The 19556-nt window shown below is 67.8% G+C and carries 19 protein-coding genes; 6 read left to right on the forward strand and 13 right to left on the reverse strand.

The genetic code is table 11. The features are described from left to right. Nucleotides 1-37: 37 nt before the first annotated feature. Nucleotides 38-796 (reverse strand): SOS response-associated peptidase, encoded by a 759-nt coding sequence (locus VGV58_RS08230; RefSeq protein WP_326873482.1) that lies wholly within the window; start codon nt 794-796, stop codon nt 38-40. 87 nt (nt 797-883) lie between these two features. Here VGV58_RS08230 and VGV58_RS08235 point away from each other — a divergent pair, with 87 nt between their 5' ends. After that, nucleotides 884-1369, forward strand: a complete 486-nt coding sequence (locus VGV58_RS08235; protein WP_326873483.1) for a hypothetical protein — start codon at nt 884-886, stop codon at nt 1367-1369. On the opposite strand, the gene VGV58_RS08240 is transcribed toward VGV58_RS08235, so the two are convergent. Then, nucleotides 1366-2112, reverse strand: a complete 747-nt coding sequence (locus VGV58_RS08240) for a TlyA family RNA methyltransferase (protein ID WP_326873484.1) — start codon at nt 2110-2112, stop codon at nt 1366-1368. The genes VGV58_RS08235 and VGV58_RS08240 overlap by 4 nt on opposite strands. A gap of 3 nt (nt 2113-2115) precedes the next feature. Further along, nucleotides 2116-4026, reverse strand: a complete 1911-nt coding sequence (gene dxs / locus VGV58_RS08245) for a 1-deoxy-D-xylulose-5-phosphate synthase (protein ID WP_326873485.1) — start codon at nt 4024-4026, stop codon at nt 2116-2118. A gap of 183 nt (nt 4027-4209) precedes the next feature. Here dxs and VGV58_RS08250 point away from each other — a divergent pair, with 183 nt between their 5' ends. Next, entirely contained in the window at nt 4210-5439 is a 1230-nt protein-coding gene (locus VGV58_RS08250; RefSeq protein WP_326873486.1) for an MFS transporter, read from the forward strand. A 14-nt stretch (nt 5440-5453) separates the two neighbouring features. On the opposite strand, the gene VGV58_RS08255 is transcribed toward VGV58_RS08250, so the two are convergent. The 4 genes from VGV58_RS08255 to VGV58_RS08270 all read right to left on the reverse strand — a co-directional run bounded on the left by VGV58_RS08255 (nt 5454) and on the right by VGV58_RS08270 (nt 9168). Next, nucleotides 5454-5933, reverse strand: a complete 480-nt coding sequence (locus VGV58_RS08255) for a DUF2269 family protein (RefSeq protein ID WP_326873487.1) — start codon at nt 5931-5933, stop codon at nt 5454-5456. Further along, nucleotides 5933-7228, reverse strand: coding sequence for an SDR family oxidoreductase (locus tag VGV58_RS08260; protein WP_326873488.1), 1296 nt, complete (start codon nt 7226-7228; stop codon nt 5933-5935). The genes VGV58_RS08255 and VGV58_RS08260 overlap by 1 nt, the downstream gene beginning before the upstream one ends. Before the next feature lie 67 nt (nt 7229-7295). Further along, nucleotides 7296-8237, reverse strand: coding sequence for a DMT family transporter (locus VGV58_RS08265; RefSeq protein ID WP_326873489.1), 942 nt, complete (start codon nt 8235-8237; stop codon nt 7296-7298). A 10-nt stretch (nt 8238-8247) separates the two neighbouring features. Continuing rightward, entirely contained in the window at nt 8248-9168 is a 921-nt protein-coding gene (locus VGV58_RS08270) for a pirin family protein (RefSeq protein WP_326873490.1), read from the reverse strand. A 112-nt stretch (nt 9169-9280) separates the two neighbouring features. On the opposite strand from VGV58_RS08270, the gene VGV58_RS08275 reads away from it, so the two are divergent. Both VGV58_RS08275 and VGV58_RS08280 read left to right on the forward strand, forming a co-directional pair. Continuing rightward, on the forward strand, nt 9281-9949 hold the full coding sequence (locus VGV58_RS08275) for a GntR family transcriptional regulator (RefSeq protein WP_326873491.1): 669 nt from the start codon (nt 9281-9283) through the stop codon (nt 9947-9949). Between the two features lie 165 nt (nt 9950-10114). Continuing rightward, nucleotides 10115-10705: a biotin transporter BioY gene (locus VGV58_RS08280; RefSeq protein WP_326873492.1), complete on the forward strand. Its 591-nt coding sequence runs from the start codon at nt 10115-10117 to the stop codon at nt 10703-10705. Between the two features lie 20 nt (nt 10706-10725). Here VGV58_RS08280 and VGV58_RS08285 read toward each other — a convergent pair whose 3' ends face one another. Beyond that, nucleotides 10726-11316 carry an NAD(P)H-dependent oxidoreductase gene (locus VGV58_RS08285; RefSeq protein ID WP_326873493.1) on the reverse strand — a complete coding sequence of 197 codons (591 nt, stop codon included), beginning with the start codon at nt 11314-11316 and terminating at the stop codon, nt 10726-10728. A gap of 44 nt (nt 11317-11360) precedes the next feature. Between VGV58_RS08285 and VGV58_RS08290 the strand changes: the two genes are divergently transcribed. Further along, nucleotides 11361-12281, forward strand: a complete 921-nt coding sequence (locus VGV58_RS08290; RefSeq protein ID WP_326873494.1) for a LysR family transcriptional regulator — start codon at nt 11361-11363, stop codon at nt 12279-12281. On the opposite strand, the gene VGV58_RS08295 is transcribed toward VGV58_RS08290, so the two are convergent. From VGV58_RS08295 to VGV58_RS08310, 4 genes are all read right to left on the reverse strand, one after another. Then, a complete protein-coding gene (locus VGV58_RS08295; RefSeq protein WP_326873495.1) occupies nt 12265-12834 on the reverse strand; it encodes a hypothetical protein in 570 nt (189 codons plus the stop codon). The two genes, VGV58_RS08290 and VGV58_RS08295, sit on opposite strands and share 17 nt — an antisense overlap. Beyond that, nucleotides 12831-14084 carry a YcxB family protein gene (locus VGV58_RS08300; protein ID WP_326873496.1) on the reverse strand — a complete coding sequence of 418 codons (1254 nt, stop codon included), beginning with the start codon at nt 14082-14084 and terminating at the stop codon, nt 12831-12833. Before VGV58_RS08300 ends, VGV58_RS08295 begins: the two co-directional genes overlap by 4 nt. A 23-nt stretch (nt 14085-14107) precedes the next feature. Then, a complete protein-coding gene (locus VGV58_RS08305) occupies nt 14108-14365 on the reverse strand; it encodes an exodeoxyribonuclease VII small subunit (RefSeq protein WP_326873497.1) in 258 nt (85 codons plus the stop codon). A 62-nt stretch (nt 14366-14427) separates the two neighbouring features. Then, the gene (locus VGV58_RS08310; protein ID WP_193219601.1) at nt 14428-14892 is read right to left on the reverse strand and encodes an Lrp/AsnC family transcriptional regulator; all 465 of its coding nucleotides are present in this window, start codon (nt 14890-14892) and stop codon (nt 14428-14430) included. A 289-nt stretch (nt 14893-15181) separates the two neighbouring features. Here VGV58_RS08310 and VGV58_RS08315 point away from each other — a divergent pair, with 289 nt between their 5' ends. Continuing rightward, a complete protein-coding gene (locus VGV58_RS08315) occupies nt 15182-15766 on the forward strand; it encodes a thioesterase family protein (RefSeq protein ID WP_326873498.1) in 585 nt (194 codons plus the stop codon). Between the two features lie 158 nt (nt 15767-15924). Here VGV58_RS08315 and VGV58_RS08320 read toward each other — a convergent pair whose 3' ends face one another. After that, entirely contained in the window at nt 15925-19500 is a 3576-nt protein-coding gene (locus tag VGV58_RS08320; protein ID WP_326873499.1) for a hybrid sensor histidine kinase/response regulator, read from the reverse strand. Between the last annotated feature and the right edge of the window lie 56 nt (nt 19501-19556).

The following is a 19556-nucleotide window of genomic DNA, read 5'->3' on the forward strand; positions in this document are numbered from 1 at the left end:
GTTTGGGACCAGAGTAAGCGCGCCGCTATGGCCAGCGCTAGAACAGGCTGCCCTGTGCATCGTCGGGGCCGCCCCGACGGGAACGCATGGCGGGCTTTGGAGCAGGGACCGGTTCCGAAGCCGGATCGAACGGCTCCTGTACCTCCGGCCCGTCATTGGCGACCTTGTTCACGCCGGCGCCGAGCCGGAACATCTCGAAGAAATCGTCAGGCGGCGGCCGCATCAGGCTCTGCACGGCGGCAGGCTCCGCCGAAGGATCGAGCCAGGCGTCGAACGCCTCGGGCGGCACGACGACCGGCGAGCGGTGATGGATCGCCGCCATCTGCCCGTTCGCCGGGCCGGTGACGATCGCGACCGTGTCGATCTCGGAGCCATCCTGGCTGTGCCAGGTCTCCCACAGTGCCCCGAAAGCGAAGATGCCGCGATCCGGCCTGCGGAAGAGATAGGGCCGGTTCTCCTGCTGGCGGCCTTCGCCGAGGCGGTGCCATTCATAGAAGCCGTCCGCCGGCATCAGGCAGCGCCGGCGGGTGAGAGCGGCGCGGAAGGACGGTTTCTCGCTGGCGCTCTCGCTGCGGACATTGATGACCAAGGGGTAGTCCTTGGGATCCTTGACCCAGCCTGGGATGAAGCCCCAGCGCATCAGGATGAACTGGCGCCGACCCTCGTCGAGGCGCACCACCGGCACCGGCTGCGTCGGCGCGATGTTGTAACGCGGCGGGAAATTCGGCTGCTCGCGATAGGCGAAGGCTTCGCGCATCGCCTCAGGCGGCAAGATAACGGCATAGCGACCACACATCTCCCGATCACTTTCGCCTTATCGTGACCGGATCAAGACTTTGTTTGCGGTTGGCACAGCATAGTCGCGCCGCTTCGGGGCCTCTTCATGTCTGCTTCCGCGACCGAGACATCACCGACCGCGGCGGATTGGACAGCTCCGCAGCTTTCGACGGACTATCTCAACCGGCACAGCGAGGCGCTGATGCTGCTGGAGATGGTGCCGATCGACCGCGAGATCGTCGGCGATCTCAAGGCCTGGCGCGCCGTCGGCTATGTCGAGCATTTCGCCACCTCGCCGCTGCGTTGCGCCGGCGAGGCGATGGCGGCCTATCATGGGCTTGGGCAGCGCGAGGCGCAGAGCTTCGATGCGCTCTGCACCGCCATGGATCGCCTGATCTATACGGCGACGGCACTGCTCGACGAGATGCCGGCCGAGGAAGACCCGGGGCTGATCGTCGACGTCGCCAGCCTGTCGCTGCGCCGCCTGATCGCGCGCGCCACCGCCTTCATCAACGCCAACGGCCGGGGCGAAGCGGCCTATATCGACCCAAATGCCGTGCAGGCCGATGTCGACGCCGTGATGGCGGGTTAAGCTGCGCGCTCGCCGCCGAGCAGGAATTCGCGGTTGCCGTCACCGCCCTCGATCGGGGAGGGGATGAGCCCGCTGACCGCGAAGCCGAGACCGACGGCGACGTCCGATATCTCCGCGCAGATCTGCTGCTGCAGCGCTTCGTCGCGCAGAACGCCCTTCTTCAGCGCCGAACGCTTCGTTTCGAATTGCGGCTTCACCAGCGCGACCAGCCGGGCCTGGGGTGCCAGCAGCGTCGCCACCGCGGGCAGCACCAGCTTCAGCGAGATGAAGCTGACATCGATCACGGCGAGCGCCGGCGCCTCACCGAACAGGCCGGGGTCGAGCGTGCGGATGTCCTGACGCTCCAGGCTGGTCAGGCGCGGATTCCCGTGCAGGCTCTCATGCAATTGCGCCTGGCCGACATCGACGGCGTAGACATGGGCCGCGCCACGCCGGAGCAGCACGTCGCTGAAACCGCCGGTGGAGGCGCCGACATCGAGGCAGGTCAGTCCATTGGGATCGAAGCCGAAGGCATCGAGCGCGGCAGAAAGCTTCACCCCGCCACGCGAGACGTAAGGATGCGCCGCCTGCGCTTCGATCGACGCGGTGTCCGGAACCGTCTCCGAGGCTTTGCGCAGCACAACGCCGTCGGCACTGACAAGGCCGGCGGCGATCGCCGCCTGCGCCCGCGCCCGGCTCTCGAACAGGCCGCGCTCGATCAGTAGCAGGTCGGCGCGGACCCGGCGCGGCAGCCCGGCGGTCATATGTCAGGCGCGGCGGACGGCGCTGGCCGGGCCGAGCGCCTTCTCGACGGTGCGCACGATCCCGGCGGCGTCGAGCCCGGCTTGCGCGTACATCGCCTCGGGCTTGTTGTGGTCCTGGAAGATGTCGGGCAGCACGAGGCTGCGGATCTTCAGGCCGCGATCGAGCGCGCCCTCGCGTGCCAGCAATTGCAGGACGTGGCTGCCAAAGCCGCCGACCGAACCTTCCTCGACCGTTACCAGCACCTCGTGTTCCCTGGTGAGGCGCAGGATCATGTCCTCGTCGAGCGGCTTGGCGAAGCGGGCATCGGCGACCGTGGTCGAAAGCCCGCGCTGGCCGAGCTGCTCGGCGGCGGACAGGCATTCGGCAAGGCGCGTGCCGAGCGAGAGCAGGGCGACCTGCGTGCCCTGCTTGACGATCCGGCCCTTGCCGATCTCGAGCGGCACGCCGTGCTGGGGCATCTCGACCCCGACGCCTTCACCGCGCGGATAGCGGAAGGCGATCGGGCCCGCATCATAGGCGGCGGCGGTCGCGACCATATGGGTCAGCTCGGCCTCGTCGGCGGCTGCCATCACCACCATGTCGGGCAGGCAGGCCAGATAGGCGACGTCGAAGGCCCCCGCATGGGTCGCGCCATCGGCGCCGACCAGGCCGGCCCGGTCGAGCGCGAAGCGCACCGGCAGCTTCTGGATGGCGACGTCGTGCACGACCTGGTCATAGGCGCGCTGCAGGAAGGTCGAGTAGATCGCGCAGAACGGCTTGAAGCCCTCGGTCGCAAGCCCTGCTGCGAAGGTCACCGCATGCTGCTCGGCGATGCCGACATCGAAGGTGCGGCCCGGGAATTCCTTGCCGAAGGCATCGAGCCCGGTGCCGGACGGCATGGCGGCGGTGACGGCGACGATCTTCTCGTCCTCGCGCGCCGCCTTGATCAGGGCATTGGCGAAGACATTGGTGTAGCTCGGCGCATTCGCCGGCGCCTTGGCCTGCAGGCCGGTGACCGGGTCGAACTTGACGACGCCGTGGTATTTGTCGGCGCTGGCCTCGGCCGGGGCATAGCCCTTGCCCTTCTGCGTCACGACATGGACGAGGATCGGCCCGGTTTCGGCATCGCGGACATTGCGCAGCACCGGCAGGAGATGGTCGAGATTGTGCCCGTCGATCGGGCCGACATAGTAGAAGCCGAGCTCCTCGAACAGCGTGCCACCAGTCCAGAAGCCGCGGGCGTATTCCTCGGTTCGCTTCGCCTTTTCGTGGAAAAAGCGCGGCAGCCTCTCGGCCAGGTACTTGGCGACCTCGCGCAGCGAGCGATAGGTCCGGCCGGAGACGAGGCGGGCAAGATAGGCCGACATCGCGCCGACCGGCGGGGCGATCGACATGTCGTTGTCGTTGAGGATGACGATCAGGCGCGAGCCGGTCGCGCCGGCATTGTTCATGGCTTCATAGGCCATGCCGGCCGACATCGCGCCGTCGCCGATCACGGCGATGACGTTGTTCTTCCCGCCGGCGAGATCGCGTCCGACCGCCATGCCGAGCCCGGCCGAGATCGAGGTCGAGGAATGGGCGGCGCCGAACGGGTCGTATTCGCTCTCCGCGCGCCGGGTGAAGCCTGAGAGCCCGCCCGGCTGGCGCAGCGTGCGGATCTCCGAGCGGCGGCCGGTCAGGATCTTGTGCGGATAGGCCTGGTGGCCGACATCCCAGATCACCCGGTCGCGCGGCGTGTCGAAGACATGGTGCAGGGCGACGGTGAGCTCGACCACGCCGAGGCCGGCGCCGAGATGGCCGCCGGTGACCGAGACGGCGTCGATCGTTTCGGCCCGGAGCTCGTCGGCGAGCTGGCGCAATTGCGCATCGTCGAGCCGGCGCAGAGCGGCCGGATCGGGCACCTGGTCGAGGAGGGGCGTGTTGGGGCGAGGCACGAGGCTGTCGGATCCTTCGCTGGGATGATCTGGAAATAGAGCCTGCGTGGCGCGCTGGCAAACCGGAGTTGGAAATCCCGCCCGTCATCAGCGCGAGCGTCCTGCCTTGCCACGAAACGGGTGGCTCCCATGCCGGCAAGGCTTTTTGGTGTCCTCACAACTGCTTCCGAGGACATGAAGGTCATGCAACCGGCCGATATCACCCCCTTGCCGACGGCATTTCGCCGCATCGGTTGGTCCAATCTCTTTGCCCAGTTCTCGGAGCAGATCGCCTTGGCTGCGGCGCCTTTGGCCGCCGTTCTGCTGCTCGCGGCGGGGCCGGCCGAGACCGGCTGGCTGCAGACGGCGCAGACCTTGCCCTTTCTCCTGCTCTCGATCCCCGCCGGCCTGATGGTCGATCGCGCCTCGCGGCGCCGGCTCATGGTCGGCACCGAGGTGCTGCGCGCGGTGTCGCTGCTGGCGATCCCGCTGCTACTCGCTTTAGGCAGCCTCAACCTGACCTGGCTGGGTCTTCTCGGCGCGCTCGGCGCCGTCGGCACGGTTTGCTACAGCGTCGCCGCGCCGGCCTTCGTGCCATCGGTGGTGCCGCGCGCGCGGCTCGCTGAGGCCAATCGCTGGCTGGAGCTGGCGCGCAGCGCCGCCTATGCCGGCGGTCCGGCGCTCGGCGGCGCGCTTGTCGGCTGGATCGGCATCTCGACGGCCTATGGGCTGGCGGCCGGGCTCTCCATCTTTGCCGCGCTGCTGCTGGCCGGCCTGCCGAAGGACGAGGCGCCGTCCGGTCCACGGCGCGACTTGCTGCATGATCTCAAGGAGGGCGCGCGTTTCGTCGCCGGCCATGATCTGCTCAGGCCGATCCTGATGACGGCGGTCTTCTTCAACATCTCCTGGTTCATCTTCCAGGCGGTCTATGTCGCCTATGCCGTCCAGAATCTCGGCCTCAGCGCGATGCAGGTCGGCATCACCCTCGGCATCTATGGTGCGGGTATGATCGTCGGTGCCGCGCTGGCGCCGCAGATCTCCCGCCGGGTCTCCTTCGGGACTCTGGTTCTGCTCGGCCCGTTCGCCGGCCTCTGTGCGGCCGGTGTGATGCTCGCGACGCTCTGGTTCCCGTTTGTCTATCTCGTCGGGGCGAGCTTCTTCCTGTTCGGTGTCGGGCCGATCATCTGGACAATCTCGACGATGACATTGCGCCAGGCGGTGACGCCCAATGCGATGCTCGGCCGCGTCTCCGCCCTGATCATGACGGCGACCTTCGGCGCGCGCCCGGTGGGGGCTGCGATCGGTGCCTTTGTGGCGGCGCATCTCGGCATCGCCGCTTGCCTGCAGCTCGCGACGGCAGGCTTCCTGATCCAGCTGCTCGTCATCGGCTTTTCGCGGGTGCCGCGCCTGCGCGACATTTCAGAGCTCGCCTGAGAAGGCGGGCGAGCTCACCACAGCGTGAAAGACGGGCGGGCCAGCATCAGCCAGATGATCGTCAGGACGGAGAGGAAGGCCGGAAAGCCGCAAGCGAACCAGATTCGGTAAAGTTGGAAATAGCGCGCGGGGAGGGGCGCGGCATTCTTCGCCGCGTCCGCTGCGAGCCGGCGAAGCCGATGCTGAATCCAGACCACCGGCAGCCAGAAGCAGCCGGTCAGGATGTAGAGCGCCAGAGAGAGCGCGATCCAGCCTTCGGACAGCGGCCAGCCGATCTCGCGTGCCAGCAAATAGCCGGTCACCGGCTGCAACAGCACGGCCGATGCCGTGAAGAGCCAATCCGCGACCACGACGGTGCCGGCGACATGAGCGATCAGGGTCGGATCGCGGGTCCGATGCGCCATCACCATGAAGAACGCGATGCCAGCGCCGGTGCCGAGCAAGACCGTGGCGCCGAGGACATGGAGCCAGCGCAGGAACAGAAGCCAGTCCATCAGCGCTCCCCGGCGATCGCCATCACTGCGACCGCCAAGGCTGTGGCAGGAAGAATCTTGACGAATGGCCCCAGCGGGTCGGCCCAGAGCGATGGCGTCAGCACGGTTCCGGCCACGAGGTAGGCCAGCGATACAGCGACCGCGCCGAGCGCCGCGCGAACCAGCCAACGCCGGAACAGAAAGCCGATCCCGATCGCGATGTCCGCCAGCGAGCCCAGGATCACGAAACTCGCTGCCAGCTCGCGCGATACCGACGGTGGCAAGACCGCAACCGCTTCGCGCCACTGCCACAGGCCGATCAAGCCCGACAGCAGCCAGAACAAGGCCAGGGTCAGAACGAGGGCGGGCAGGACCAGCTGGCTCCTGGCAAAAATCCGTTCCTGGCGCGTGGAGGGCAGCTGGTTCAGGATGGCATCCAGTTCGGCCAGATCGCGCCCGGTCGCTGCGCGCCACGGTTCGGGATCACCAGCGACACCCTGGGACAGGACGTCGAGCGCAGAGCTGCGGAGCGGCGAGCGCCAGCCGAACCAGCCGGCGAGATCGGCAAGCTGCGCCAGGCCGCGTCCGATCGGCGTGGGAAGGTCGCATATCGCGATGGGCGCGGGCAGCCCCAGCCAGCGCCGCAGCTTCAGGACGAGATCGCGCAGCGTGTGCGGCTCTGCCGCAACGAGGTCGAATGTGGCGCGCTTCGGAACCTCTCCGGCCAGGCAACTGCAAACAGCGTCCGCCACCTCACCGAGCGCGACGACTTGCACCTTGCTTGTGCCGAAGGCGAGTAATTGCACGAGGGGCAGGGCGGCAATCATCCGCAGCAAGGCCGTGCTGCCATAGGCGTTGGCGCCGATCACGAGGCCGGGCTTCAGGATGGTCCAGTCGAGCGTGCTGCGTCGCAAGGCGTCGTCGGCCGCGCCCTTGGTCCGCAGGAAGGCGATCTGCGCGGCAGGATCGGCCCCTGGCGCGGATATCTGGATGAAGGTGCGAATCCCGCGCGCCTCGCAGGCCGCGATCAAGGCGGAAATGGCACGCTCCTGGCTTGCTGCGAGCTTGTCGCGTGCGCCGTCCTGCAGGGCGCCGGCGGCGTTCACGACTGCGTCGATGCCGTCGAGATAGGGCTGCCAGGCTGCTTCATCGACCAGCGTCGCCAGATCTGCCCCTGTCCAGGCGAGATCGGGCGCGAGCCGCCTGCCCAGATCGAGGTCGCGGCCGAAGCCGACGATGTGGTGTCCCGCTTGCTGAAGCCGACGGGCGATGGCCAGACCGATGAAACCGTAGGCGCCGAGGAGCAGGATGCGCATGGGATGGGTTGATATCATCGGCGTGGGACCAGGCTGAATTCTCTCGCATGTCCGGGACAACGGAGCGTTACTCGCGTCGGCGAGCAGGCGCCGGCCGGGTCACCAGCAGGACACCTGCGACGATGAACGCGATCGAGATCCCTTCCGCCATTGTCGGGACTTCGCCGAGGAAGACGATGGCGAGCAGTGAGGCGATGACCGGCACCAGCGCGATCATTGCGGCGGCGGCCGAGGCGCCGAGCAGCGTCACGGCGCGGTTGAAGCTGATCAGCGCGACGATGCTCATCAGCACGCCCTGATAGAAGCCCTGCACCGCGATCTCGGCTGTCGGAGCCTGCCCGAGATGGCCGATGCCGAGGACGAGATAGAGCGGAACGTAGATCAGGCCCGACCAGAAGCAGATCAGCGCCGCAGACTGCAGCGGATTGAGGCCGCTGCCGCGCAGAAGCAGCGTGTAGCCGGCCCACATCGCCGCGGCCAGCGCGAGGAACCCGAGACCGAGCAGGCTCGGCGCGCCCTGTCCACCGGCAGCGGTGAGGATCAAGCCGCAGAGGCCGGCCGCTATCGCGGCGTATCCTGCAAGCCTGATCCAGCCGGGCGGCTGGCGCAGCAGCAGCCAGCCAAGTAGCCCGGCGAAGACCGGCATCAGGGTCGGCGTCACCGAGGCGGCGCGCCCGGCCGAGGTCATCTGCACGCCGAGCGCGACCAGGGCCGCGAAGGGCGCGCCCCAGAGCGCCGAGAAGATGAAGCCGTTACGCCAGGCCTTTGGGGGCAGGGCGCGCAACAGCACCGGCGCCAGCAGGATCGCGCCGATGCCATAGCGCAGCGCCGTCAGGTCCCAGACAGTGAGGATGCGGGTGACGCTGAAGCGCGTCACCACGAACCAGCCGGCGAAGATCAGGACGGTCAACACCGCCCAGGTAAAACCGATCAGCCGCTTGCGCGAGGAACGCGTGCCATCCGCCGCGTCAGGCGCGGCGGAGGAGCGACCGGAGCCTTCGGCAGGCATGGTGGTGCGCTCACCGCTCCGGCAGCGGGATGAACTCCTCCTCGTCGCCGGGCACGGTGTCGAAGCGGCCGGTCTTCCATTCCTGCTTGGCCTGGTCGATGCGCTCGTTCGAGGACGAGACGAAGTTCCACCAGATATGGCGCGGCCCATCCATCGGCTCGCCGCCGATCAGCATCAGCCGGCTCTGGTCGACGGCGAGGATCGAGATCCGGTCGCCCGGCTTGAAGATCAGCAATTGGCCGGCGCCGAACTCGTCGCCGGCGATGTCGACCTTGCCGGAGACGATGTAGACGGCGCGCTCGTGATAGTCGGGGTCGAGCGGCAGGATCGCGCCCGGCGCCAGCACCGCTTCGGCATAGAGTGTGTCCCAAGGGAACTTCACCGGCGAGGTCTCGCCGAAGGCCGAGCCCATGATCAGGCTGACGCGTTTTCCCTCGCCGACGATGCGCGGCAATTCGGGCGCGGCGTGATGGATGAACTCGGGCGCGATCTCCTCATGCGTCTTCGGCAGAGCGAGCCAGGTCTGGATGCCGTAGAGCTTGGGCGCCTTCATGCGCTCTTCGGGGGCGGTGCGTTCGGAATGGACGATGCCGCGCCCGGCGGTCATCAGATTCACCGCGCCCGGCCGGATCGGCAGGGCCGTGCCGAGCGAATCGCGGTGCATGATCTCGCCGTCGAACAGATAGGTGACGGTGGACAACCCGATATGTGGATGCGGGCGGACATCGATGCCCTCGCCGAGCAAGAATTCGGCTGGGCCCATCTGGTCGAAGAAGATGAAGGGGCCGACCATCTTGCGGCCGATCGAGGGCAAAGCCCGGCGAACCGAGAAGCCGCCGAGATCATGCGCACGCGGCACGATCACCTGTTCGAGCGCTTCGCAGGAGCGGGTATCGCCCGCGACCGGGTCATGATCGGGCAGTTGCGACATGGCGATGTCCTCCTGTGAAGGAGCGGAGACTGGCCCCGGATGCTGTGTACGGCAAGGGCACGATCGGCCGCATGGGCTCGACGCGGCCGCGGCGAGAAATTATCGATAATTGATGGCCAAAGAGAAATCAGAGACCCTGCCGGTCCGCATCAGCCGCGTCCTCGCCGAGCGGATCATCTCCGGGCAGATCGAGCCGGGCGCGCGGCTGCGGCAGGATCATGTCGCGGTCGAGTTTGGCGCCAGCCACGTCCCGGTGCGTGAGGCCTTCCAGCGGCTGGAAGCGCAGGGACTTGCCGTCAGCGAGCCGCGCCGCGGCGTGCGCGTCGCCGCCTTTGACCTGCGCGAGGTTCGCGAAGTCGCCGAGATGCGCGCGGCGCTGGAGGTGCTGGCGCTGCGCCATGCCGGCCCGCATCTGACACGCGCCATTCTCGACGAGGCCGAGGAGGCAACCCGCGCCGGCGACAACTCGCCGGATGTTCGCGCCTGGGAAGAGGCGAATCGCCGTTTCCACCGCCTGATCGTGACGCCCTGCGCCATGCCGCGCCTGCTGGCGGCGATCGACGATCTCCATGCCGCCAGCGCGCGCTTCCTGTTCTCGGCCTGGCGCTCGGACTGGGAAGCGCGCACCGATCACGATCACCGCGCCATCCTCGCCGCGCTGCGCGCCGGACAGGTGGATGAGGCGGCCGCCATCCTGGCCCGCCATGTCCAGTGGATCGGCTCAAAACCAGTGCGGACGGCTGCCGGCGGAACGCGAGACGTCTTCGCGATCCAGGGCTGAGGCCGGGGCCGACAGGTCGGCGGGCAGGATCGCAGCAGGGCTGTGCAGCGATGCGCTCACGGGTGATCGCGCCGGACGCGCTTGCATTCCGGGTGCGGCTGTGGACTCTATGATAGATCAATGTCAAAAATTATCTATAATTATGGAATCGATGGAGACGATCTCATGAGCGACCTCAGCTACGTCACGCCTGCCCGCTTCAGCCCGCTCGGCCTGCAGGCGCGTCCGGCCTACATCAAGGCTGCTGCCGTCCTGCTCGGCACGCTGGTGCTGGCGATCGCCTCGCAGATCAGCGTGCCGATGCTGCCGGTGCCGATGACCATGCAGACGCTGGCGGTGATCCTGATCGGCGCGCTCTATGGCTGGCGGCTCGGTGCGCTCACCGTCCTCGCCTGGCTCGTCGAAGCGGCGCTCGGCCTGCCCGTGCTCGCCAATGGCAGCAGCGGCCTCGCCCCCTTCATGGGCCCGACCGCCGGATACCTCGCTTCGTTCCCTCTCGTCGTCGCTCTGGTCGGCTGGCTCGCCGAGCGCGGCTGGAACGGCAGCCGGCCGGCTCTCGCCTTTGCCGCGATGCTGCTCGGCCATGCGCTTTGCCTTGCGTTAGGCGGCCTCTGGCTTGCCACCCTGATCGGCGCGGAGAAGGCCATGCTCGTCGGCGTCGTGCCCTTCCTGCTCGGCTCGCTGGTCAAGTCGGGACTGGGCGCTGCGATCCTGATGGCGCTCACGCGCCGCAAGGTCGACGCCGAACAGGTTTGAGCTGACACTCCCCCGGCCGGTCAGGCGGCCTGCCGGGTTTCGAGCTGGGCGAGCCGCGCGACATAGTGATCGGCGGCCGCCTCCAGCGCCTCGGCATCGGCCCGGCGCGCATCATAGATCAGGAATGGCTCCTGCCAGGCGAGGGCGCAGCGATGCACAGTCGCCTGCAATGGCTTCAGCAGATCGCCCAGCGAGAACAGGTTCGCGCCGCTCGGCACGTAGGCCTCGGGAATGTTGCCGGCGCTCGCGGCGATCAGGAGCGGCCGGCCGGCGAGCTTCGCTCCTTCCGCCTCGTAATGGATGTAGAACATCCGGGTCAGCACCGTGTCCTGCCAGGCCTTGAGCAGCGGCGGCGTCGAATACCACTGCACCGGGAACTGCAGGACGATGCGCTCGGCGGAAAGCAGCCGGGCAGCCTCCGTCTCGGCGTCGATGCGCCCATCCGGATAGAGCGCCTGCATGTCGACGACCTCAGTACTGGGCCGGCTGCCAGCCGCTTCCGCCAGCGCCCGGTTGGCGCGCGAGTTCTGAAAATCGGGGTGGAAGAGCAGGATCAGCGTCTGTGTCATGGCGACCTCCTTCGGTTCGAGGAGGAAGATGCGGGTGCTCAAGAAATTACTCCAATGGATGATCGATATATCATATTATCGATTCCATGAATTTACGTGGCGTCGATCTCAACCTGCTCGTCGTGCTCGACGCCCTGCTCGATGAGGCGCATGTCTCGCGCGCGGCCGAGCGGGTCGGCCTGTCGCAGCCGGCGGCGTCGAGCGCGCTTGAGCGTTGCCGCCACCTCTTCAATGATCCGCTGCTGCTGCGGGGCCGGGGCCGGATGCGCCTGACCGCGAAGGCGCAGGCCTTGCAGCAGCCGCTGCGCGACATCCTGGGGCAGGTGAGTGCGCTGCTCGACGCGCCCGAGCCCGACCTGAAAAGCCTGACGCAGACTGTCCGGCTGATCACGGCCGAGCTGCCGCCGGCCTTGGTGACGGGCCGGATCTATGAGCAGCTCCGACAGACTGCACCTGGCCTGACGCTAGCCGTCCTGCCTTGGCAGGGCGCGCAGGCGACGCTGGAGGCATTGGCGCAAGGGCGAGCCGATCTCGCCATTTCGGTCTTCCCGACGATCGATGCCGATTTTGCCCGCCGGGAGCTATTGCGCGAACGCTATGTCGTGGCGATGCGCCGGGATCATCCAGCGGCCGCCGGCTTCGATCTCGATCGCTGGCTCGCCTTCCCGCATGTGCTGGTCTCAGGCCGCGGCGAGACGCATGGTCCGCTCGACGAAGCGCTCGCCCGGCTCGGCCGCAAGCGCCATATCGGCCTCGTCGTGCCGAGCTTCCTCAGCGTGCCGCCGTTGTTGCTGAGCTCCGAACTGATCGCGTTGCTGCCGAGCCGGACCTTGCCACCGGAGGAAGCTGATCGCTTCGTCACCTTCGAGCCGCCGGTCGCGGTCGAGGGCTTCCCCCTGCATCTCGCCTGGCATCGGCGCAGCGAGAGCGACGCGGCAGTGCAGCACATTGCGCGACTGATCGAAGCCGTGCTCGGCGAAGCGGCCGCAGTCAGTCCGCCGGCCTGATGCTCGCCATGATGGCGCGGCCGGCCTGATGGCGCTCGCTGCCGGTCTCGCAGGTCTTGCAGATCACGCCGAGATAGCGCCCGTCGATCACGGTTTCGGCGAACAGCCCGGACTTGTAGTTGTGGCGGGCGTCGGTCTCGATCACCCACCAGTCGCGCGGCCCGAGCGAAACGCGCCCGAGTGGCTGCAGCACCTGCGCGTCCTTGCTGGTGCTGCGCAGCACGGCGCGGATGCGGAAATAGCGGTCCATAGGCGCGGCATAGAGCGAGGTGAGCCGGGCGGCGTCATCCGTGCCGGCGACGGGCTGGGCTCGCATCAGGACCGTGCAGGTTTCCTGCGTGCGCTTGCAGGCCGGCGTTTCGCAGACGAGTTGAATGCGGGTGCGCCCGTCTTTTCCGGTTTCGCCCTCGACGGCGCCGTCGACCCGCCAGCCCCCGGGCAGATCGACCATCAGCCCGTCCGGCAATGGCAGCGGCTCGGCGCTCGCATGTCCGGCAAGAAGCGCAACGCCGAGCAGGGCGATGCACAGCGCAATATCGCGGCGTCCGGTCATGCGGCCTCTCCGGGTCGGCCGATATGCGTGGCCGCCAGCCGATCGAAGAGCTGCATCTGGTCGGAATTGAGGACGCGCGCCGGCAGCAGCAGTGGATCGCCGCGGCGCAGGATGGCGAAGATGTGCTCGCCGCGCCGCTCGATGCCGGTGAACGCCGCCCAGTCATATCGGCTCTCGATGCCGCGTTGCCGGCTCGTGACGCCCTCCGGCGAGATCAGGACCCGGACCTCATCGTCGCTGGCCCGTCGATGCAGGGTCTTGCCGAGGCTTTTGGCATTGAGGCGCATGAACAACGGCGTCGCGAAATGGCCGAGCAGGACCAGGCCGCAGAGCCCGGCCGTGATCGGCCAGAACGTCTTCACCGCCATTTCGGCGAAAAGCGGCAGGGCGAATGCGACGGGCACGCGATCGGGATCGATGCTCCACAGCAACAGCATCACCGCCGGCACCAGCAGCAGCGCGAAGACGAGGCCGAATGCCGTCCGGCGCAGTAGGCGGCTGCGCGGCCAGAACCGCTCCTGCTGGCGGAGGGCCATCGCCGTGCGATCCTCGGGCGTCAGGCGAAAGCGCAGATCGAGAGGCGCTTCGTCGGCCGGTTCCGTTGCTGATTGCTCCGCTGCGTCGGTATCCGAAGGCTTCGCCTGGCCGATGCAGAACCGCGCCCAGTCCCGAAGATGCGCCTGCTGTTCGGCCGATAGGTCTCGCCTTGGCAGCGCGACGAGATCGTCGACCCCTTCGATCTCGATGAAGAAGTGCTCGGGGCCATCGGCCAGCTGGCGCAGGCGCCAGGCGGGGATATGGCTGCGGTGGTCCGGCTCGCTGCCGTCGAGGCCGGCTTCATGAAGGCGATAGCTGCAAGGTATCGCGGTCGCGAGGCCCTCGTTCCGATACCAGCGTCGCAAGCGACGGCGTGTGGAGATGCCGAAGAACGCGTAGGCGATGCCGCCCGCCAGCGCGAAGGTCGCCAGGAGGATGCCGGTCGGGCCGCTCAACGCATCGAGGAAATTGCGCCCCATCAGGGCGAAGTCGCCGCGGCCGCGCCCACCCCATGAGGTCGATAGCTGTCCGACCGTGATCAGGAGCAGGGCGATGCCGGTGACGATCAGGACGTTGCGGCGCCGCGTCGCGATCAGGTCGCGGTAGAGATGCATCGCGGCTGCGACGCGGTCCTCGCCGGTGAGCGCGATCGCGAGCTCGAAGGGCGGCGGGGCTGCGAGAGGCCGGCTCGCTATGGAGGGCGTGGTTCGCATCTCGCGGCGCGCCGGCTGCGCTCCTAGTTCCCGACGTCGAGCGGCTGGGTCCCTGTCGGCTTGCCGTCGGCGCCGAGCGTGATCTTCTCGATCCGCGTCTCCGCCTGCTTCAGCAGCGCGTCGCAGCGCGCCTTCAGCGCCTCGCCGCGCGTGTAGATGTCGATCGATTCTTCCAGCGCGACATCGCCGCGTTCGAGCCGGGCGACGATGCCTTCCAGCTCCTTCAGGGCCGCCTCGAAGGGCAGGCCGGCGACATCGGCATTGGTCTTGGCGTCGGTCACGGGCACGATTCCTGTTGGGGGCTCGTTATCGGCGCTGAGGCCCGCTCTCGCAACCCCGGCTCTCACATCGGCAGGGCCGAGGTCTTCTTGATCGTGCGCAGCGTCAGCGTCGACTGAACCCGGGTGACACCAGGCAATTGCGTGATGATGTCGGTGTGGATGCGCTCGAAATCGGCGCTGTCGCGATAGATCACCCGCATCAGATAGTCGTGCGCGCCGGCGAGCAGATGGCATTCGAGGATCTCCGGCAGGTCCTGCACCGCCTTCTCGAAGCTCTCCAGCGAGGCGCGGCCCTGCTGGTCGAGCGTGACGAAGACGAAGGCGGTGCCGGGGAAGCCGGCGATGCGCTCGTCGAGCATCATCACATAGCCGCGGATCAGCCCGCTCTCCTCAAGCTGGCGCACACGGCGCAGGCAGGCGGAGGGCGAGAGATGGACCTTGTCGGCGAGGTCCGAATTGGTGATCCGGCCATCCTTCTGGAGGATGCGCAGGATCGTCTTGTCGCGGGAATCGAGTTCGATCTGCATCGCTGGAGCGTCGTCCCGTGGGCGGGTGCCGTCTGACGCGGTCACCGGAAAGCGCAGATGCTTCTGCGGAAAAAGCGCGCTTGGCAAGCATGATCTTGCGCGTGATCCTGCCAAATCCGCATGGCGACGCTATCGCGGCGTCTTGAGTCGCAGGATCGTGCGGCGCAGCATTCGCATTTTTCCAGTCTGGGTCGAGATGAGGCGGGGCGTTCAGATCGACCGGATAGGCGGGTCTGGCCGTGGCGTTAAAATAGTTTACAACTGAACTATTCCATCCGGGACGCTGCCGATGAATCTCTGGTTCCGCCTCATCTGGCTGCTGCTGACGCGGCCCTTCCAGCCGAAGCTGAAGCCGCCTTTCGAGGCCTCGATCCTGCCTTTCCGGGTCTGGTTCCACGATCTCGACACCAGCCTGCACATGAACAATGCGCGCTATTGGGGGCTGATGGATCTCGGCCGTGCCGACCTGATGCTGCGCAGCGGCCTGTGGCGCGCGATCCTGCGCCATGGCTGGGTGCCGGTGGTCAATTGCGGCACAATCCGCTTCCGCCGCGAGGTCCGCCTGTTCCGGGCGCTCAGGCTGGAGACGCGCTTGCTGTGCTGGAGCGAGGGTTGGGTGGTGATCCAGCACCGTGTTCTGGCGGACGGGCGCGACGGCAGCGAGATCGTCGCCGCGGTCGCGCTGGTGCGGGCGGCGCTCTATGATCGCAAGGGCAGGGCCTATGTGCCGGCCGAGCGCCTGTTCGCAGAAATGGGCGTCGCCGTGGAAAGCCCGGAGCCGAGCCCCGAGGTCGCGGCCTTTCTCGCCGCCGAGGACGCGTTGCGGCAGGCTGGGGCGACAGGACAGGCAATTGCCGAGCCCGTGCCGGAATAGGCCTTCCCTGTTCCGAGTCGTCCCGGGCGACCGCAGGGAGACCCGGGACCCATTCCGGAACGTCTGTCGGAAAGGCTCAGGAATGGATCCCGGATCGGCGCGGCTTCGCCGCTTGTCCGGGATGACAAGGATACTCGTGGAAAACCCTCGCGGTTTTCTTACTCCGCCGCCAGCCTTGTCGCGCGCCATTGCGCCAGCAGCGCCCGCAATGCCCCCGGCTTCAGCGGCTTGTTGAGCACATGGATGTCGAGCGCCGCGGCTTCCTCGCGCACCTCGGGCGAGCGATCCGCCGTCAGCAGGATCGCCGGCAGCCCGCCGACCTGCTGCCGCAGCGCCGAGATCACCGCGATGCCGTTCTCGCCATGGTCGAGATGGTAGTCGGCGATCAGCACATCCGGCGCGCCGGCGGCGGCGATGAGCGATGAGGCTTCGTCGAGACCACCTGCGGTCTCGACCTTGCAGCCCCAGCCGCCAAGCAAGAGGCGCATGCCATCGAGGATCGTCGGCTCGTTGTCGATGGCGAGTAGTTTGAGGCCCGCGAGCTGGCTGCTCGATGGCGTACCGCGCGTGGCGGCCGTCGTCGCCATCGCCGGCAGCGGGGCGGCCCGCGGCACCAGGATCGAGAAGCGCGTGCCGCGCCCAGGCGTCGAGGCGAGGGCAAGCTTGTGGTCGAGGGTGCGCGCGATCCGCTCGACGATCGAGAGGCCGAGGCCGAGGCCGCGCGCCACCTTGGCGCCCTGGTCGAGACGCTGGAACTCGCGGAACACGGTCTTCTGCTTGCTCGTGGGGATGCCGAGGCCGGTATCGAGCACCTCGATCGCGACCTGCCCGTCGCGCCGGCGGCAGCCGACCAGCACCTTGCCGCTTGGCGTGTACTTGATCGCATTCGAGACCAGGTTCTGCAGCAGGCGGCGCAGCAGGCGCCGATCGGAACGGACGGTCACGGCTGTCGTCACGAAGACGAGCTGGAGCCCCTTTTCCTGGGCGCTCGGCTCGAATTCGCGCTGGAGCTGGCGCATCAGCTCGTCGAGGCGGAAGGCGCTGATCTCCGGCTTGAGCGCGCCGCCGTCGAGCCTGGATATCTCGAGCAGGGCGGTCAGGATCTCCTCGACCGCGTCGAGTGAAGCGTCGATGTTCTCCGCGAGGTCGGGCTGCGCACTGCTGCGATCGCGCTCTACCAGGGCGGATGCGTAAAGCCGGGCGGCATTCAGGGGCTGAAGAATATCGTGGCTGGCGGCGGCGAGGAAGCGCGTCTTCGAGGCGTTGGCCTCGTCAGCCTCGGCCTTGGCGCGCTGCAACTCGGTGTTGACGTGCCTGATCTCCTCGGTGCGCTCGGCGACGCGTTTTTCCAGCGTCTCGTTGGTGCGCTCCAGCTCCTCCTCGGCCGCGACCGCATCGGTGATGTCGGTATAGGTGGTGACGATGCCGCCATCGGGCAGCGGGTTCGAGCGGATCTCGATGACGTTCTTCGAGGGGTAGAGCTTGAGCCGGACCGGTTCGCGGTCGTTGACGAAGCTCTCAAGCCGCGCCGCCATCAATTCGTCCTGCCGGCCGGCGCCATAGGCACCGCGCTGGGCGTTGTAGCGCACGATCTCGTCGAGCCCGGTGCCGAAGCGCACCAGCGAGGGCGGCAGGTCGTAGAGCTGGATGAAGGCCTTGTTCCAGGCGAGCAGCCTGAGGTCGCGGTCGAGCACGGTGATGCCCTGGCCGGCATGGTCGAGGCCGTTCTGGAGGATGTCGCGATTGTATTGCAGGGCGGCCGAGGCATCGTCGAGCAGCTTGAAGGCGGCCTCGGTCGAGAGGTTGCGCCGCTTCAAGAGCAGCGACAGCACGAGGCGGGAGGAGGCGGCGCCGATCGCGGAGGAGAGCAGGTGCTCGCCGAAGCGCAGCATGTGGATGTCGGCCTCGCGGGTGCCGTTCAGGACCTCGCCGCGCGAATGGGCGAAGCCTTCGAAGGCGCGCTGTGTCCGCTCCAGGCCGAGATAACGCCCGATCGTCGATTGCAGCTCCGCCTCGGTGACGCTGGAGCGCCAGAGCGAGAAGGACTGGGCCATGGTCGCCCGGTCCGATTCGACGAAGGCATTGGCCTGCAGCCGCTCCATCGCGCTTGCCGGACGGATGAACGAGAAGCCGACATAGCAGACGAGGTTGATGCCGAGGCTCCAGAGCACGCCATGGGGCAGGGGCGGCAGCGGCAGGCCGAACAGCGCCTCCGGCCGCAAGGAGGCGATGCCGAGCGGTCCGTGCGCGACGATTCCCGCCCAATAGCCGCCGGGCAGTGCGAGGCTCGGCATCAGCAAGGTATAGAGCCAGGTCAGCAGACCCACCGTCAGGCCGGCGGCGGCGCCGAGCGCAGTGCCGCGCCGCCAGATCAGTCCGCCGAAGAAGGCAGGCGCGATCTGCGCCGTGGCGGCGAAGGAGAGTAGGCCGATCGAGACCAGCGCCGCCTCGCCGGCCGCGCGGTAATAGGCGTAGCCGAGCAGGATCACGGCGACGATGGCGAGGCGCCTGATATGCACGACCTGCGATCCGAGATCGCCGCCGGTCGGGCCGCTGCGGCCCTGGCCGCCTTCGAGCAGCGCGGCTGCCTGCTCGGGATCGACGTTGACGCCGCGCCCGCGCAGCAGCAGCGGCGTGACGAGATGGTTCGAGATCATGATCGCCAGCGCGACCGAGGCGACGATCACCATCGCGGTGCCCGCCGAGAGCCCGCCGATGAAGACGAAGAGAGCGATCAGGCCGGCTTGCTTCTCCAGCGGCAGCAGCAGCACGGTCATGTCGCGGTCGATCGCCGTGCCGGGCAGGAGAATCTCGCCCGCGGCCGCCAGGGGCAGCACGAACAGGTTGATCAGCACGAGGTAGAGCGGGAACATCCAGGCGGCACGGCGCACGTCGCGGACGTCGCGGTTCTCGACGATCGCCATGTGGAATTGCCGTGCCAGCAAGAGCGCGGCGCAGGAGGACAGCGCCGTCAGCGTCAGGAACATCGGCCAGCTCGATGTCCGCTCCCAGATCGGCGGCATGTCGCCGGCGGCCCGCGCTGCCTGGGCGAAGAGGTCGCCGGCGCCGTCGAACAGGCCGTAGACCACGAAGACGCCGAGCGCCAGGAAGGCGACGAGCTTGACCAGCGACTCCGCCGCGATCGCCAGCACCAGTCCGTCCTGGTGTTCGGTCGCGTCGATATGGCGGGTGCCGAAGGCGCAGGCGAAGCCGGCGAGCACCAGCGCGACGAGGAAGGCGAGGTCGCTCAGGATCGGGATGTCGGTCATCGGCGGCGGCCCGCCGGCCGCGGCGAAGAACACCGAGAGCGAGTTCGCCACCGCCTTCAATTGCAGGGCGATATAGGGCAGTGCGCCGATCACCGCGACGATGCAGACCAGCGCCGCGACGCGCTCGCTCTTGCCGTAGCGCGCGCCGACGAAATCGGCGATCGAGGTGATGTTCTGCGACTTGGCGATGGCGACGATCCGGGCGACGAAGCGATGCCCGAGCCCGATCACCAGCGCCGGGCCGACATAGATGCCGAGGAAGTCGAAGCCCGCCCGGTTGGCGAAGCCGACCGAACCGTAGAAGGTCCAGGAGGTGCAGTAGACCCCGAGCGCCAGCGCGTAGATCGTGGTGCGCGCCCGCCCACTCATCAGGCGACGTCCGGTCGTGTCCGCGAGATGGGCGATCGCGAACAGCACGCAGAGATAGCCGAGCGCGCTCAGGACGACGGACCAGGCCGGGAGCATCGGGCCTCCTTGCAACGGCGATCACCGGCAAATCTATCGTTGTGGCGCGATCGCCG

Source organism: Allobosea sp., from assembly GCF_035944895.1.
Taxonomy (GTDB): domain Bacteria; phylum Pseudomonadota; class Alphaproteobacteria; order Rhizobiales; family Beijerinckiaceae; genus Allobosea.

Bases quoted from the DNA above. Each gene is read 5' to 3' on its own strand.
- VGV58_RS08280 (WP_326873492.1), top strand. From the start codon at position 10,115: ATGAGCGACCTCAGCTACGTCACGCCTGCCCGCTTCAGCCCGCTCGGC.
- VGV58_RS08300 (WP_326873496.1), bottom strand. From the start codon at position 14,084: ATGCGAACCACGCCCTCCATAGCGAGCCGGCCTCTCGCAGCCCCGCCG.
- VGV58_RS08250 (WP_326873486.1), top strand. From the start codon at position 4,210: ATGCAACCGGCCGATATCACCCCCTTGCCGACGGCATTTCGCCGCATC.
- VGV58_RS08235 (WP_326873483.1), top strand. From the start codon at position 884: ATGTCTGCTTCCGCGACCGAGACATCACCGACCGCGGCGGATTGGACA.
- VGV58_RS08315 (WP_326873498.1), top strand. From the start codon at position 15,182: ATGAATCTCTGGTTCCGCCTCATCTGGCTGCTGCTGACGCGGCCCTTC.
- VGV58_RS08265 (WP_326873489.1), bottom strand. From the start codon at position 8,237: ATGCCTGCCGAAGGCTCCGGTCGCTCCTCCGCCGCGCCTGACGCGGCG.
- VGV58_RS08260 (WP_326873488.1), bottom strand. From the start codon at position 7,228: ATGCGCATCCTGCTCCTCGGCGCCTACGGTTTCATCGGTCTGGCCATC.
- VGV58_RS08230 (WP_326873482.1), bottom strand. From the start codon at position 796: ATGTGTGGTCGCTATGCCGTTATCTTGCCGCCTGAGGCGATGCGCGAA.
- VGV58_RS08295 (WP_326873495.1), bottom strand. From the start codon at position 12,834: ATGACCGGACGCCGCGATATTGCGCTGTGCATCGCCCTGCTCGGCGTT.
- VGV58_RS08270 (WP_326873490.1), bottom strand. From the start codon at position 9,168: ATGTCGCAACTGCCCGATCATGACCCGGTCGCGGGCGATACCCGCTCC.
- VGV58_RS08275 (WP_326873491.1), top strand. From the start codon at position 9,281: ATGGCCAAAGAGAAATCAGAGACCCTGCCGGTCCGCATCAGCCGCGTC.
- VGV58_RS08255 (WP_326873487.1), bottom strand. From the start codon at position 5,933: ATGGACTGGCTTCTGTTCCTGCGCTGGCTCCATGTCCTCGGCGCCACG.
- VGV58_RS08240 (WP_326873484.1), bottom strand. From the start codon at position 2,112: ATGACCGCCGGGCTGCCGCGCCGGGTCCGCGCCGACCTGCTACTGATC.
- VGV58_RS08290 (WP_326873494.1), top strand. From the start codon at position 11,361: ATGAATTTACGTGGCGTCGATCTCAACCTGCTCGTCGTGCTCGACGCC.
- VGV58_RS08310 (WP_193219601.1), bottom strand. From the start codon at position 14,892: ATGCAGATCGAACTCGATTCCCGCGACAAGACGATCCTGCGCATCCTC.
- VGV58_RS08320 (WP_326873499.1), bottom strand. From the start codon at position 19,500: ATGCTCCCGGCCTGGTCCGTCGTCCTGAGCGCGCTCGGCTATCTCTGC.